Genomic DNA, 15,175 nt, shown 5'->3' on the forward strand with positions numbered 1-15,175 from the left:
CGGGACCGGCGACGAGCCGCGGGCGCCCCCCACTCCCGCAGCCTTCGGACCTCGACGGGCGCCTTCTACCGCCTCCAGCCCAACGCCCGGGCGCATCCGGCCCTGCCGGCCTCGGTCGCCCTGCGGACCCACCGAGGCGGGCGGAGGGGCGCCTCGGCTTCCCGGGATGTCCACGTCCGTGGGGCAGGCCCGGACCCGCGCGGGGCACGGGGCGTCGTAGCTTTCGAGGCCCCTCCTCTGCCCGCGGCGCCCTCGATGATCACCGAGTTCCTGCCCCTCTTCCTGATGGTCCTGCTCGCGCTGGGCCTCGCGCTGAGCCTGCTCAAGATCGCCGAGTACTTCGGGCCGCACCAGCCGAGCGCGATCAAGCAGAGCCCGTACGAGTCGGGCCAGGACCCCGTCGGCTCGGCCCGCGACCGGTACTCGGTCAAGTTCTACCTCGTCGCGATGATCTTCATCGTGTTCGACGTCGAGCTCGTGTTCCTCTACCCGTGGGCCGTCTCCTACCGGACGTTCCTCGAGGCCGGTGGCGGGGCCGCGCTCGCCTCGCTCGGCGTGATCGGCACGTTCATCGTGATCCTCGTCGTCGGGCTGCTCTACGACGTCAAGAAGGGCGGGCTCGACTGGGACTAACGCACTTTCAGTCTCGTTTGAAAACGGGACCCCGACCGAACCGGGTGCGCCCGCCTCGGTACAGTCCCCACACGACCACGCAACGCCATGTTTAGCGAAGAAGGCGGCTTCCTCACCACGACGGTCGACTCCGTCGTCAACTGGGCCCGCTCGAACTCCCTCATGCCCATGCCCATGGGCCTCGCGTGCTGCGCGATCGAGATGATGGGGTTCGCCGGCCCGAAGTACGACGTGGCCCGGTTCGGGTCGGAGGCCATGCGGTTCAGCCCGCGCCAGGCCGACCTCATGATCGTCGCCGGGTGGTGCTCCTACAAGATGGCCCACACGGTCCGCCGGATCTGGGACCAGATGGCTGAGCCGAAGTGGTGCATCGCCCAGGGCGCCTGCGCCTCGACGGGCGGGATGCACCGGTGCTACGGCGTCGTCCAGGGGATCGACAACTTCGTCCCGGTCGACGTCTACATCCCCGGCTGCCCGCCGCGCCCGGAGGCCATCATCCACGCGCTGATGGACATCCAGGAGAAGATCCGCGCGACCGAGTCCGTCGCGAAGGACGTCCGCTTTACGGAGGCGCCGAACCGGCTCGTCGAGGGCCGGATCGTCACGCCCGAGGGCCAGCCCGTCACTGCGTAGTCCCATGGCCGACACCGACCGCCCCACCCCCGAGGAGACGCCGCAGCCGTCGGCCGCCCTCGCGCCCCTCGCCGACGCCCTCGTCGGCGGCCCGGACGACGCGCCGTTCGTCGACCCGGCCCAGCAGACGCAGACGCTGAAGTTCCACTTCACGCCGCGCACCGCGCTCGCCGGCGAGATGGAGCGGCTCCAGACGGAGAACCCGCACGCCAAGGCGACCTGGATCGTCCCGAACGTCCTCAAAGCGCTCCAGGACACGTTCGGCGGCGCGATCCACGACGTCGTCGGGTACGCCGGCGAGACGACGGTCTTCGTCGACAAGGCCCGGATCGAGGACGTCTGCCGGTTCCTCCACGACGAGGTCGGCTTCGACTACCTCACCGACATCGGGACGATCGACCGGTTCACCGAGGACGACCGGTTCGAGGTGTTCTACAACCTCTGCGCGCTCGAGGCCCGCAAGCGGATCCGCCTCAAGGTCCGCGTCGACGAGGAGGACCCCGTCGTGCCGACGGTGACGCACGTCTACCCCGGCGCCAACTGGCACGAGCGCGAGGCGTGGGACATGATGGGGATCCGGTTCGAGGGCCACAAGGATCACCGCCGGATCTACATGCCGGAGGACTTCGAGTACCACCCGGCCCGGAAGGAATTCCCGACGCTGGGCATCCCCGGCAGCCTCCCGCTCCCGGCCAACACGCCCGACGGCGAGCTCCAGCCGGACCCGTTCCCGCGCGCCCACGGCCAGATCCCGCACGACCTCGATTCCGACCTCGGCTGACCCCATGGCAACGACTGACGCCAACGCCCCGAACGCCCACGCCGCCGCGCCCGGATCGAGCGAGGACCTCTTCACGTTCTGGCCGCGCCACAACGCGGCGATCTACCAGGCCCTCGCCGACCGGCACACGCACGTCGAGATCCCGGGCGCCACGAAGCGCGCGCCCTCCAGCGTCCGCCCCGACGAGACCGCCGGCGACGGCACCGAGGCGGTCGGCCTCGACGTCTCGGGCGACGGGGCCAGCGGCGCCGCCGTCCCCATGGTGACCCCGAAGGGCGAGGACCCGCTGGAGAGCCGGATGATCCTCAACCTCGGGCCCCAGCACCCGGCCACGCACGGCGCCCTCCGCTGCGTGATCCAGCTCGACGGCGAGTCGATCGAGAAGTGCCTCGTCGACATCGGGTACCTCCACCGCGGCATCGAGAAGCTCGCCGAGGTGAAGACGTACCAGGAGTTCATGCCCTACACGGACCGCATGGACTACATGTCGCCCTACTCGAACAACGTGGCGTGGTGCCTCGCGGTCGAGAAGCTGGCCGGCATCGAGGCCCCCGAGCGGGCCCAGTGGCTCCGGACGATCGGGTGCGAGCTGGCGCGGATCTCGAGCCACCTCCTCTGGGCGGGGACGATGGTGATGGACGCCGGCGCGCTTTCGGTCTTCCTCTGGACGTTCAAGTACCGCGAGGAGATCTACTCCATCTTCGACGAGATCGCCGGCGCCCGCTTCACCGTCTCGCACTCCCGCATCGGCGGGCTCGCCTTCGACTTCTCGCCGGCGGCGCTCTCCATGATCGCCAGCTTCTGCGACGAGTTCGAGCAGCAGATCGCCGACTGGAAGAAGCTCCTCAACCGGAACCGGATCTGGATCGACCGGAACGAGGGCGTCGGCGTCCTCTCGCGCGAGGAGGTCATCGAGCAGGGCTACACCGGCCCGACCCTCCGCGCCTCGGGCGTCCCCCACGACCTCCGCATCTTCGAGCCGTACCTCGTCTACGACCAGGTCGACTTCGACATCCCGATGCGGACCGAGGGCGACTCGCTCGCCCGCTACTTCGTCCGGATCGAGGAGATGGAGCAGTCGGTCAAGATCATCCGGCAGTGCCTCCAGAAGCTGCCCGCCGGCCCGATCCGCGTCGACAACGCGAAGGCGGCTTACGCCTCCAAGGACGAGGTCTATTACTCGATGGAGGGCATGATCCACGACTTCATGATGACGGACACGGGCGTCGCGCCGCCGAAGGGCGCCGAGGCCTACCACGCCATCGAGAGCCCGAAGGGCGAGCTCGGCTTCCACCTCGTCTCCGACGGGACCGGCAGCCCGTGGCGCGTCAAGATCGTGACCGGCTCCTTCAAGAACCTCCAGGGCCTCGAGACCATGATGGAGGGCGCCCAGGTGGCCGACACCGTCGTCCTCATCGGCTCCATCGACCCCGTCATCGGCGACTCCGACAAGTGAGTTCAGCGTTCGGAGTTCAGAGGTGGACTCCTCGGACTCCGACCCCTGAACCCCGACCCGCAGGACGGCGCAAGCCAACTCCGAACCCAGCATGACCCCCGACACCCCCGGCCCGTTCGTCTCGCCCACGCCGCAGTACGTGCCCGGCGAGGCGCCCGAGCGCACGTTCTCCGACGACGAGCTCGTCTGGACCGACGAGGAGCAGGCCCAGCTCGACACGTTCCGCAAGCAGTACCCGACGGCCGACGCGGCCGTGATGAAGGGGCTCTGGCTCGCGCAGCGCAAGTTCGGCTGGCTCCCGCCCGAGGTCATGCAGCTCGTGGCCGGCTCGCTCGGGATCCCGTACGCGAAGGTCTACGGCGTCGCCACGTTCTACACGCAGTACTTCAAGGAGGACAAGGGCGCCTTCGTCCTCGACGTCTGCACGTGCTTCTCGTGCCAGGTCTGCGGCGGGTACGACATGCTCCACTACCTCGAGGAGAAGCTCGGCGTGCCGAAAGGCGTAACGACCGAGGACGGCCTGTTCACGATCCAGGAGGCCGAGTGCCTCGGGGCCTGCGGCTCCGCGCCGATGCTCCAGGTCACCAACGGCGCCTACGTCCACAACCTGACGAAGGAGAAGATCGACCAGCTCGTCGACGCGCTCCGCGAGGGCAAGGACCTCCCGTTCGAGAGCGTGACGCTCCCGCAGGACGAGGCCGAGCTCGGCGGCAACCGCCGGACCGACGCCGAGGCCGTGACCGCCTACCAGACCCCGCCCGTCTCCGACTCCGTCCACTAGTGGCCGTCTCACGTCTCGCCGACCGACGCATCCGAGAGGAGGCCGCCCGCGCGGCCCTCCGGCTCGACGTGCGCGGTCCGGTCTCCGAGGCGCTGGGCAAGACCGGGATCGTGGTCCCGCCCGCCTCGGCGGAGCCCTCGACCGAGGCGGCCCCAGCCAGCACGCCGCTGCCCGAGGCCCCGGCGCTCCGAGGCGTCCGCCCGGCCGAGCGCGTCGTGAAGCCGTTCGAGAAGGCCGCGTGGCCGACGCGCCGCGCGCGACGCGCCGGCGCCGACCCGTTGTCGGGCCTCACGGCTGACGAGCGCCGCGTCCACCGCATCCTCCTGAGCCAGCTCGACCTCGCGAACGCGCAGAGCCAGAGCGGCATCGGCAGCCTGACGTACGTCGAGACGAAACGCTTGGAGAGCCTCGACCTCGCGTTCATCAACGCCGAGCTGGCGAAGATGACCGAGCGTCGGGTCCAGACCGCCGAGGTCGGCCGGGTCGGGCTGCTCACCGCGGTGGTCCTCGCCCCGCTCGCGCTGGGCGTCGCGCTCGTCGCCGGGGCCGGCATCGAGGCGGTCCTGATCGCGCTGGCCGTCCTCATGGCGGTGAGCAGCGCGCTCCTCGCGCAGTCCGCGGCGGCCGGCCCCTCGACCCCGCGGCGCCAGATCTACGAGGCCCTCCGCGAGCTCGCCCTCCTCCTCGACGGGGACGCCACCTCCGAGGCCGTCCTCCAGGCCGACCTCCTCATCGACCAGCTGGCGGACGCCGACACGTCCGTCCACACCCCGACCGCGCGCCGCCGCGTCCGCAGCTAACCCCACCTCACCATGGCCGACGCCGACACCCTCCTCACGGGCCAGTCCAAGGCCGGCGACTGGCGCTCCTACGAGCGCGTCATCCTGCCGCCGATCAAGGACCTCCACCAGATCGACGTCTACGAGCAGAACGGCGGCTACCAGGCCCTCCGCGACGTGGTCAAGGACGGCAAGTACGACCCGACCGGGCTGACCAACGAGGTCAAGGCCTCCGGCCTCCGCGGGCGCGGCGGGGCCGGATTCGGGACCGGCCTGAAGTGGAGCTTCATGCCGCCCGTCGACCCCGAGAAGCCGCGGTACCTCTGCTGCAACGGCGACGAGTCCGAGCCGGGCACGTTCAAGGACCGCCAGATCTTCGAGTACAACCCGCACCTCATGATCGAGGGGATCGTGCTCGCGTGCTACGCGATGACGATCAAGACGTGCTACCTCTACATCAGGGGCGAGTACATCGAGTACGTCGACCACGTCCAGAAGGCCGTCGACGAGGCGTACGCGAAGGGCTACATCGGCCAGAACATCCTGGGCACCGACTTCTCGACGGACCTCGTGGTCCACTACGGCGCCGGCGCCTACATCTGCGGCGAGGAGTCGTCGCTGATGAACTCGCTGGAGGGCAAGCGGGCGTATCCGCGCATTAAGCCGCCGTTCCCCGCCCAGAAGGGCCTCTGGGGGATGCCGACGACGATCAACAACGTCGAGACGCTCGCCGACGTCCCGCTCATCGTCAACCGCGGGGCCGAGTGGTTCGCGGGGATCGGGCCGGAGAAGCACCCCGGGCCGGTCCTCTACGGGATCTCGGGCCACGTCAACAAGCCGGGCGTCTACGAGTACCCGACGGGCATGCTCATCACCGACCTCCTGGAGGCGGCGGGCGGCGCGCGCGGCGGGAAGAAGATCAAGGCCGTCGTCCCCGGCGGCTCGTCGACGCCGCCGCTCACGTGGGAGATGGCCGAGCCGGCCACGATGGACGCCGAGACGCTCCGTGAGGCGGGCTCCTCGATGGGCACGGCGGGCCTGTGTTTCCTGGATGAGGACACCGACATGGTGAGCTTCACGCGCCGGATCGCCCACTTCTACCACCACGAGTCCTGCGGCCAGTGCACGCCGTGCCGCGACGGGACGGGCTGGATGGAGAAGCTGCTCCACCGGATCGACGAGGGGAACGGCTACACGCGCGACCTCGACCTCCTGCTCGACCTCTGCGACCAGATGGAGGGCCGGACCGTCTGCGCCCTCGCCGACGCCGCCGCGTGGCCCGTCCGCTGGGGCATCCGCCGCTTCCGCGACGAGTTCGAGGCCAAGTGCAAGCCGACCTCCTTCGCCGGCGCCGACGTCTCGGGCGACGGCGCGACCGAGGAGACCGGCGAGCTCACCCCCACCGGCGTCCCGACCACCTAGCCCGCTGCGCCGACCGCCGGCGCCCCGTCCCCATGACGCGCTCCCTCCTCCTGATCGCCCTCCTCGGCCTCGGCGCCTGCGCCGACCCGGCGGAGGCGCCCGCCGACGACGCCACCGAGGCGGGCGTGGCCGAGCCCTCGGACGTCGCCTTTGGCGAGACCGTGCCCGACGGCGCGGCCCTGTCGCCGGACGAGCTCATCGCCAACCCCGACGCGTACGCCGGCAAGACGGTCGTCGTCGAGGGCGTGGCCCGCGAGGTCTGTCAGATGGCCGGCTGCTGGCTCACGTTCTCGAACGACGCCGGCCAGACCGTCCGCGTCAACGTGCCGCGCGACGAGACCGAGAGCTACGTGTTCACCTTCCCGAAGGACGTCTCCGGGCAGACCGTCCGCGTGGCCGGCACGCTCGAGGTCGAGACGACCTCCGTCGAGGACCAGCGGCACTACGCCGAGGATGGCGGGGCGTCGGAGGACGAGGTCGCCGCGATCACCGAGCCCAAGCAGACGCTCGTCCTAACGGCCCTCGGCGCCGAGCTGGCCGAGGCCGCCGACCGCGCGCCCGGCACCGCGCCCGCCTAAGTCCGCCCCACCGCACGCACTCCGCACGACGCACTCCGCATCCATGCCGCAGGTCATCATCGACGGGAAGGCTCACGAGTTCGAGCCGGGGCAGAAGCTGCTCCAGCTCTGCCTCGACGAGGGCACCGAGATCCCCCACTTCTGCTACCACCCGTCGCTCTCGGTCCCGGCCAACTGCCGCCAGTGCCTCGTGAAGGCCGGCACGCCGATGATGGACCGGGAGACGAAGGAGCCGGTCCTCGACGACGACGGCAACCCCAAGATCAACTACTTCCCGAAGCTGATGCCGAGCTGCGCGCTCGACGTCACCGAGGGGATGGTGGTCCACACCCAGAACGACTCCGAGGAGGTCGCCGCCGCCCAGGCCGACAACCTCGAGATCATGCTGGCGAACCACCCGCTGGACTGCCCGATCTGCGACCAGGCCGGCCAGTGCCCGCTCCAGATCCAGGCCTACAAGTACGGCCCGGAGGGGAGCCGCTTCGAGTTCGAGAAGGTCCACAAGCCGAAGCGCGTCCAGCTCGGGCCCAACGTGGTCCTCGACGCCGAGCGGTGCATCAACTGCACGCGGTGCACGCGCTTCACGGCCGAGATCACCGAGACGCACCAGCTCACGATCATCAACCGGGGCGACAAGAACCACCCGATGACGGCGCCGGGCCAGGTGTTCGACGACGCCTACTCGATGTGCACGGCCGACATCTGCCCCGTCGGCGCGCTGACGGAGGACTACTTCCGGTTCCAGGCGCGCGTCTGGGAGATGGCCCACACCCCGACCGTCTCCGACTTCGGCGGCAAGGGGATCAACGTCGACGTGTGGACCAAGAACAACCAGGTCCTCCGGATCACGCCGCGCGAGAACCTCGACGTCAACGAGTACTGGATGCCCGACGCGGCCCGGCTCGTGTTCAAGACGTACAACGAGGACCGCGCCTCGGGTCCGCAGATCCACGGCCGCCCGACGACGTGGGAGGCCGCGGCGCGGGAGGCCGGCCAGCTCCTCAAGGACGCCGGCTCGAACGTGCTCTTCCTCGGCTCGGCGTACGCGACGGTCGAGGACAACTACCTCCTCCAGCGGCTCGCCGAGGCCGTCGGGGCCGAGGCCCCGCGCTTTATCGACCGCCGCGGCGAGTGGGACGGCGACGACTGGCTCCACTCCTCCGACCCGGCCCCGAACACGGCCGGCTGCGAGCGCCTCGGCCTGCAGCCCGTCGACCCCGCCCTCCTCGCGGGCGCCGTCGCCAGCGCGTCGCTCGTGTACGTGCTCCAGGACGACCCGGTCGCGGCCGGCGTCCTCTCGGCGGCCGACCTCGGCGACACGCCGGTCGTTCTGCATTCGACCCATACGACCAACCAGACCTCGGCGACGGTCACGCTCCCGATCACGATGTCGGTCGAGACGCTCGGCACCTACGTCAACGAGGACGGGCGCGCGCAGCTGCTCCGGCCGGCCAAGATGGTCAAGGCCATGAACCGCTCGCTCCTGATGGCGCTCGGGACCGGCCAGAGCCGGAACGACCGCGTCGGGACGCCCTTCGACCGCTGGCACGACGAGGCCAACCAGGTCGACTGCCTCCCCGGCTGGGCCACGATCCCGCAGGTGGCCAAGGAGGTCGGGTTCGACCTCTCGTACAAGTCGCCTGCGAAGATCATGGACGAGGTCGCCGCGCGGCCGGAGTTCTCGGGCGCCACGCACGGCGCGATGTCGATGCTCGGCGTCCCGCTCGAGACGGCCGACGCGCCGGCCGAGCTCGACGCCTAGCCCCCTCCGCCTCGTCCGCCCGCGGACTCCCCGAGGCGGGGCCCCCCGTTCTTTCTCCCCCGCTGGCGACCGACGCCAGTGGGTCCCTCACCCCTTGCCATCCCGAGCGGGCGCGAAGATCCTTCGTCCTTCCGCTCCCCGGGGTGACACGACCCGGGGAACGCGCGTAGCCTTCCTACGCTCCACGCCCCACGCTCTCCGTTCGAATGGACGCCGCCGCCGCCATCTGGGAAGTGCTCGATCTGCCGATCGTCATCTTCCTGATGCTCAACTTCTTCCTCATCGTCGCCTCGACGCTCGTCTACGCCGAGCGGAAGGTGTCGGCGTTCATCCAGGAGCGGTCCGGACCGAACCGCGTCGGGCCCGGCGGCTTCTTCCAGTCGTTCGCCGACGTGTTCAAGCTGATGTTCAAGGAGAACATCGTGCCGGCGCAGGGGAACGAGTTTATCCACAGCCTGGCCCCGGTCCTGATGGTGGTCATCGCCATGAGCACGGGCGCGCTGATCCCTTGGGCGCGGACGCCCAGCGGCGACCCGCTCGCGATCGCCGACATCAGCGTGAGCCTGCTCGTCGTGCTCGCCATGACGTCGATCTCGGTCTACGGCGTGACGCTGGCCGGGTGGAGCTCGAACTCGAAGTACTCGCTCCTCGGCGGGCTCCGGTCGAGCGCCCAGATGATCTCGTACGAGCTGGCGATGGGCGCGGCGGCCCTCTCAGTCGTGCTCTACTCGGGCAGCCTCAGCCTGTTCGACATCGTCGAGAGCCAGAACCACCTCGGGAGCTTCTTCGGCTGGAACATCTTCCGCAACCCGGTCGGGTTCATCATCTTCAGCGTCTGCGCGCTCGCCGAGACGAACCGGGCACCGTTCGACCTCCCGGAGGCCGAGCAGGAGCTCGTGGGCGGCTACCACACGGAGTACTCGGGGATGAAGTTCGGGATGTTCTTCCTGGCCGAGTACGTCAACCTGTGGATGGCGTCGCTCCTCATCGCGACGCTCTTCATGGGCGGCTATCTGATCCCCGGTGAGGTCTTCCTGATCGAGTGGCTCGGCCTCGGCGGCGCGTTCTTGACGGTCCTGCAGGTGGCGGTCTTCCTGGCGAAGGTCTCGTTCTTCGCCTTCTGCTTCATCTGGATCCGCTGGACGCTCCCGCGCTTCAAGTACAACCAGCTGATGAACCTCGGCTGGAAGTACATGCTGCCGATCTCGATCGCGAACATCCTCGTGATCGCCCTCCTCGTGGCCGGCTACCAGCTGCTCGTCGGCTAGGCCCGCCTCGGCGATCCGTTCGGCGATTCGATCCCGTAGGGGCACACCGCCGGTGTGCCCCTACGGGTTTCTCGACGTCAGGCCAAGGCCCGGGGGCGGACCGAGGCGGCGGGCTCAATCGTCGTCCCAGTCGTCGTCGTCCCAGTCGTCGTCGTCGCGGTCACGGCGCTCCCAGCGGGTGTCGCGGCGGTCCCGATAGCGACGGTCGTCGAAGCGGCGGACGAACTCGCGGTAGGCGTCACGCTGACGGCGCTCGAGGCGGCGCTCGATGGCGCGGTCCGTGTCGTCCCACCACCGCTCGGCCTCGCGGGACGAGGCGCGGTCACGCGGGAAGGGGGACTCGACGTACCGGTCGCGGTCGTAGCGACGCGTGAAGTCGTAGGCCCGGTCTTCGAGGATCCGGCCGATCTCTTGCTCCTGCCGTCGGTCGAGGCGGACGGCCCGGTCGACGTCGCGGAGGTAGCTGTCGACGTCGCGGCGGACGTCCCTGTCGTAGCGGTCGGTCCGGGAGTCGGAGGTGCGGGGGTCCCACCGCTCGACGTCGCGGTAGAGGTCATCGAGGCCGAGGCCGACGCAGCCGGACAGGCTCCCGGCGACGAACATGAAGAGGAGGAGGCGCATGGCAGAGAGGAGGCGTGGTGGGCCCTCCCAAAGCCGCGCCTTCGCCCCCCGAGGTCACACCCGAGCCCCCGCCTCAGCCCGTCGGGAGCGTGACGAGGAACGTCGCACCTTCGCCTTCGACGTCCTCGACCTCCAGCGCCCCGCCGTGCCCCTGCGCTACGACCTCGTGGGCCAGCGAGAGCCCGAGGCCGGTCCCCTCGCCCGTCGGCTTGGTGGTGAAGAACGGCTCGAACACACGGCCGCGCACGGCCTCCGGGAGGCCCGGCCCGTTGTCGGTGACGCGGACCTCGACGGCTCCGTCCGTGCGCCGCGTCGAGACGGTCACGGTCGGCGCGTAGCCGGAGCCCTCCGCCTCGGCGCGCTCGGCGACGGCGTCGAAGGCGTTGTCGAGGAGGTTGATGAGGACGCGGCCGATCTCCTCGGGCACGATGTCGACCTCGGCGCCCTCGGCCGCCAGCTGGCGCCGGACCTCCACCTTCGCGTTCGGCTTTCGGGCTTTCAGGCCGTGCCACGCGAGGTCGGCGTACTCGGCCACGAGGTCGTCGAGCACGACCGTCTGGCGGTTTCCACTGCCGCTCCGCGCGTGCGCCATCATCGCGCGGACGATGGAGTCCGCGCGGCGGCCGTGGCTCTGGATCTTCTCCGCGTTCGTCCGGAGGTCGGCGAGGATCTCGGCCCGCTCCTCGGGGTCGTCCACCTGGTCCAGGTCGCCGACCAGCTCGACCGAGAGGCCGGCGAAGTTGGTCACGAAGTTGAGCGGGTTCTTGATCTCGTGGGCGATGCCGGCCGTGAGCTGTCCGAGGCTGGCCATCTTCTCCTGCTGCACGAGCCGGGCCTGCGCCGCCTTGAGGTCGTCGACGGCGGCGTTCAGCTCGGCCGTCCGCCGCTCGACCTCGGCCTGGAGCTGGCGCGTCCGCGTGTCGAGGAGGTCGTTCATCGTGTCCCGGTCCTCCTGCATCGCGTCGGGGACCGAGAAGTGGAAGTGGGCGAGCATCCACCGCCCCCCTTCGCGGCGGAGCGCGAACGTGAAGCGGGGCCGCTCGACGACCGTCTCGTCGGGGAGCTCGATGGTGACGGCGATCTCGCCGACGGCGACGGCCGCCGTCTCGCTGAGGACGTGGACCGTCGTCCACGGGATGTCGAGCGTGAACGGGTACGACATGCCCGCGTGCTCGCGGACGACCATCTCCCGGAGCTCGCCCGCGTCGGCGTAGTAGTCGCCGGGCCCAGTGCCGTAGCCGGTGAACGACGGGCGGACGGCGCCGAGGAACCGCTCGGTCGCCTCCGGCGACGAGTCCACCCAGTCGTGGAGGAGGGCGTGGATGGCCGCGCGGACGTCGGCCTCGGGATCGGTCTCGGACATGGCCAGGGGGGCGAGGGCCCAGAACCTAGCGCGGGTCGCCGGACTTGGCCCGCCTCGGCGCCGAGGCGGGCGGGGCTACCAGCCGATCCGGCCGTCGGCGTCGGGGACGCGCTCGCGACCCGGGTACCGCGGGTCGGGCTCTGCCGGCGGCGGGGCGACCGGCGCGTCCTCCAGTGGCGTCATCTCGATGCCGGGCGCGTCGTCCAGTTCGTCGGCGAAGACACCGCCGTCCGTGTCGCCGGAGTCCTCGAAGACCTCGACGTCGGCCAGGCCCTCCCGGCGGAGGGCGTCGTCGGCGCCGCGCTCGATCTCGCGCTGGGCGCGCGCCATCGCCCGTTCCTGCGCGCGCTCGACGCGGTCGGACCAGCCGTCGCGCCACCCGTTGCGGCGGATCTCGCGGGCGGCGCCCTCGAGAACCTGACGGGCGGCCTCGCGGAGGAACGGGTCGTCGATCCGGTCGAGCTCGGCCCAGGCGTCGTCCAGCCACTCGGCGTTCTCGGCGAACACGTCGTCGCGGCGGCCGTCGTCACGGCGCGGCGGCCGGTCGTCGATCTCGTCGTAGTCGGGGCCGGGCCGGCCGGGCGTGCGCGGGCCGTAGTCCTCGGGCACGTCGGCGCCCTCGAACCAGTCGCTCGTCGCGTCGCCGACCCAACGCGTGAAGCGGGCCCAGAGCCCCGGCCCCGCGTCGTCGGCCTCTTCGGGCGTCGGGAACGCGAGACCGGTGTCGACGAGATTCGCGCTCTGGAGCGCCCGGTTGAAGTCGCCCACGACGCGAAGCGCGTTGTGGCCGCCCTGGCCCCAGTACGAGCTGCGGAACGTGACGCGGGGGTCGTCGAACCCGACCCAGGCGCCGGTCACGAGGTCGGGCCGCATGAGGAGGAACCAGCCGTCGGCGCCGTCCTGTGTGGTGCCGGTCTTGCCCGCGAGGTCGCCCCGCGCGGCGAACGCCGTGCGGACCTGCGTGCCGGTCCCCTGGTCGATCACGCCGCGCATCATGTCGAGGAGCGCGACGTCGACGTCCGGGTCGAGCGCCCGCTCGGCCTCGGGCTCGAACCGAGCGACCTCGTGGCCGTCGCGGTCCGTGATGTGCGTCACGACGACGGGCGGGTGGCGGACGCCGCCGGCCGCGATCGTGGCGTAGGCCGCCGTCATCTCGAGAAGCGACACGTCGCTCGTGCCGAGCGCCAGCGACGGGACCGCCTCGAGCTCGCTCCGCACGCCGAGGCGCCGGGCCGTCCGCGCGAGGTCCCGCGCGCCGACCTCCTGCACCAGCTGCGCGGCGATCGTGTTCTTCGAGTACACGAGGCCGTCGCGGAGGCTCACCTCCTGCCCCGAGGCCGACCCGCTCGCGTTCGTCGGCTGCCAGACCACGCCGTCGGGCATCTCGATCGAGACGTCGCGGTCCGGGAGCGTGTCGTCGGGGCGGAAGCCCTCTTCGAGGGCGCGGGCGTAGAGGAACGGCTTGAACGTCGAGCCCGGCTGGCGGCGCGCCCGCGCCACGTGGTCGTAGGCCGACCGCTCGAAGTCGCGGCTCCCGATCCACACCTTGACGTGGCCGGTCTCGGGCTCGACGGCCGTCATCGCCACTTCCAGCCGCATCTTGTGCTGGCGGAGCGAGTCCAGGAACGCGCGGTCACCGCGGAGGCGCTCCAGCACGGTGTCCTCGGCCTCGCCCGCGGTGACGGCACGGCGGTAGGCCTCGGTGTCGCGGATAAAGGCGTTGGCGGCGTCGCGGCGGAGCGTCCAGAACCGCTCGAACGGGGCCGTCTGCGAGGCCGCGCGGTAGTACGGCGCCGTCGTCGAGCCGAGGACGGAGGCGGTCGACCGCCCCCACTCCACGTCCGCGACGGTCTGGAGCGCGTCGCCGAACTTCCGGGCCGACTCCTGCGCGGCCTGCTGCATCCGCCAGTCGAGCGTCGTGTGGATCGTGAGGCCGTCGCCGTAGAGGCTGTAGCCATTGTCGTCGGCCCAGTCCTCCAGCCAAACCCGGACGTGCTCGGTAAAGTGCGGCGCGCGGCTCGTCTGCATCGGCTGGCGCTCGAAGCGGAGGCCCATCGGCTCGTCGCGGAGCGCGACCGCCTCCGCCTCGGGGAGGTCGCCGAACCGGACCATCTGCCCGAGGACCACGTTGCGCCGGGCCAGCGCCCGCTCCGGGTTCCGCCGCGGGTTGTACGACGACGTCCCCTTGAGCATCCCGACGAGCGTGGCCGCCTGGAGCCGGTCGAGGTCGTCGGCCGAGGTCGAGAAGTAGGTCCGCGCGGCCATCTCGATGCCGTGCGCGTTGTAGAGGAACGGGACCGTGTTGAGGTATAGCTCGAGGATCTCGTCCTTTGTGTACACCCGCTCTATCTTGAGCGCCGTGATGCCCTCCTTGAGCTTCCGTGTGACGGACGCCGAGTTGCCGATCTCGTCCGGGAAGAGGTTCCGCGCGAGCTGCTGCGTGAGCGTCGAGGCCCCACGGAGCCCACGACCGGTCGCGGCGCCGACGGCCACGGAGCCCCACCCGATCAGGTCGATCCCGCCGTGCGAGCGGAATCGGCGGTCTTCGGTCGCCACGAGCGCGTCGACGACGTGGGGCGAGATCTCGTCGAGCGACTTCCACTCGCGGTTGCGACGGGCGTAGCGCGTGAGCGTGGTCCCGTCGGCCGAGACGACGGTCGAGGGGTAGATCTCGCGGGCGCCTCGGAGGTCCGAGACGGACGGCGTGAATGGCCACAGGAGGATCGCGTAGCCGAACAGGAGCACGCCGACGGCCACGGCGACCACCCCGCCGGTGCCCGCGACGCCGCCGGCCGCCCACAGCACGCGGGTCGAGCGCGGGTTCTCCTCGTTTCGGACCTCCGTCCACACGCGCCGTCCGCTCGTCCGAAGGCGCGTCCAGATCCACACGGCGATGGCCGCCAGCTTGGCCCAGACCCACGCCAGCGCACGCCGCCAACCGGAGGTCGGCGCCAGCGAACGCGACGTCTTCGACGGCGTCGGCGTGGGGGCGGCCGGCTTCGGGTCGGGCTCAGACATGGGGGACGGCGATGGCAACGGGGCGCGTACGCAGAAGCGGCGCCGGAGATACGCCGGGGCGTGGGCGGCGGCTCTAACGC

13 protein-coding genes are annotated in these 15,175 nt (G+C 70.8%); 10 read left to right on the forward strand and 3 right to left on the reverse strand.

Translation table 11 applies throughout. From position 1 onward, the window contains the following. Positions 1 to 255 precede the first annotated feature (255 nt). From BSZ37_RS01220 to nuoH, 10 genes are all read left to right on the forward strand, one after another. Entirely contained in the window at positions 256 to 633 is a 378-nt protein-coding gene (locus BSZ37_RS01220; RefSeq protein ID WP_095508794.1) for an NADH-quinone oxidoreductase subunit A, read from the forward strand. Between the two features lie 87 nt (positions 634 to 720). After that, positions 721 to 1,266 carry an NADH-quinone oxidoreductase subunit B gene (locus BSZ37_RS01225; protein ID WP_095508795.1) on the forward strand — a complete coding sequence of 182 codons (546 nt, stop codon included), beginning with the start codon at positions 721 to 723 and terminating at the stop codon, positions 1,264 to 1,266. 4 nt (positions 1,267 to 1,270) lie between these two features. Then, a complete protein-coding gene (locus BSZ37_RS01230) occupies positions 1,271 to 2,047 on the forward strand; it encodes an NADH-quinone oxidoreductase subunit C (protein WP_218830358.1) in 777 nt (258 codons plus the stop codon). Positions 2,048 to 2,051: 4 nt separating this feature from the next. Beyond that, a complete protein-coding gene (gene nuoD, locus BSZ37_RS01235) occupies positions 2,052 to 3,503 on the forward strand; it encodes an NADH dehydrogenase (quinone) subunit D (RefSeq protein ID WP_179299416.1) in 1,452 nt (483 codons plus the stop codon). Between the two features lie 91 nt (positions 3,504 to 3,594). Then, the gene (locus BSZ37_RS01240; RefSeq protein ID WP_095508796.1) at positions 3,595 to 4,284 is read left to right on the forward strand and encodes an NADH-quinone oxidoreductase subunit NuoE family protein; all 690 of its coding nucleotides are present in this window, start codon (positions 3,595 to 3,597) and stop codon (positions 4,282 to 4,284) included. Continuing rightward, positions 4,284 to 5,084, forward strand: coding sequence for a hypothetical protein (locus tag BSZ37_RS01245; RefSeq protein ID WP_095508797.1), 801 nt, complete (start codon positions 4,284 to 4,286; stop codon positions 5,082 to 5,084). The genes BSZ37_RS01240 and BSZ37_RS01245 overlap by 1 nt, the downstream gene beginning before the upstream one ends. A gap of 12 nt (positions 5,085 to 5,096) precedes the next feature. Continuing rightward, entirely contained in the window at positions 5,097 to 6,485 is a 1,389-nt protein-coding gene (gene nuoF / locus BSZ37_RS01250; protein ID WP_095508798.1) for an NADH-quinone oxidoreductase subunit NuoF, read from the forward strand. Positions 6,486 to 6,517: 32 nt separating this feature from the next. Next, complete coding sequence (locus BSZ37_RS01255; RefSeq protein ID WP_095508799.1) at positions 6,518 to 7,063, forward strand: DUF4920 domain-containing protein; 546 nt, start codon at positions 6,518 to 6,520, stop codon at positions 7,061 to 7,063. 43 nt (positions 7,064 to 7,106) lie between these two features. Next, a complete protein-coding gene (locus BSZ37_RS01260) occupies positions 7,107 to 8,825 on the forward strand; it encodes an NADH-quinone oxidoreductase subunit G (protein WP_095508800.1) in 1,719 nt (572 codons plus the stop codon). 206 nt (positions 8,826 to 9,031) lie between these two features. Next, entirely contained in the window at positions 9,032 to 10,093 is a 1,062-nt protein-coding gene (gene nuoH / locus BSZ37_RS01265) for an NADH-quinone oxidoreductase subunit NuoH (protein ID WP_095508801.1), read from the forward strand. 114 nt (positions 10,094 to 10,207) lie between these two features. Here nuoH and BSZ37_RS01270 read toward each other — a convergent pair whose 3' ends face one another. The 3 genes from BSZ37_RS01270 to BSZ37_RS01280 all read right to left on the reverse strand — a co-directional run bounded on the left by BSZ37_RS01270 (position 10,208) and on the right by BSZ37_RS01280 (position 15,095). Continuing rightward, a complete protein-coding gene (locus BSZ37_RS01270) occupies positions 10,208 to 10,714 on the reverse strand; it encodes a hypothetical protein (protein ID WP_095508802.1) in 507 nt (168 codons plus the stop codon). Between the two features lie 73 nt (positions 10,715 to 10,787). After that, positions 10,788 to 12,077: a sensor histidine kinase gene (locus BSZ37_RS01275; RefSeq protein ID WP_095508803.1), complete on the reverse strand. Its 1,290-nt coding sequence runs from the start codon at positions 12,075 to 12,077 to the stop codon at positions 10,788 to 10,790. Between the two features lie 75 nt (positions 12,078 to 12,152). After that, the gene (locus BSZ37_RS01280) at positions 12,153 to 15,095 is read right to left on the reverse strand and encodes a penicillin-binding protein 1A (RefSeq protein ID WP_095508804.1); all 2,943 of its coding nucleotides are present in this window, start codon (positions 15,093 to 15,095) and stop codon (positions 12,153 to 12,155) included. Positions 15,096 to 15,175 lie beyond the last annotated feature (80 nt).

It is taken from the genome of Rubrivirga marina, assembly GCF_002283365.1.
Lineage (GTDB): Bacteria > Bacteroidota > Rhodothermia > Rhodothermales > Rubricoccaceae > Rubrivirga > Rubrivirga marina.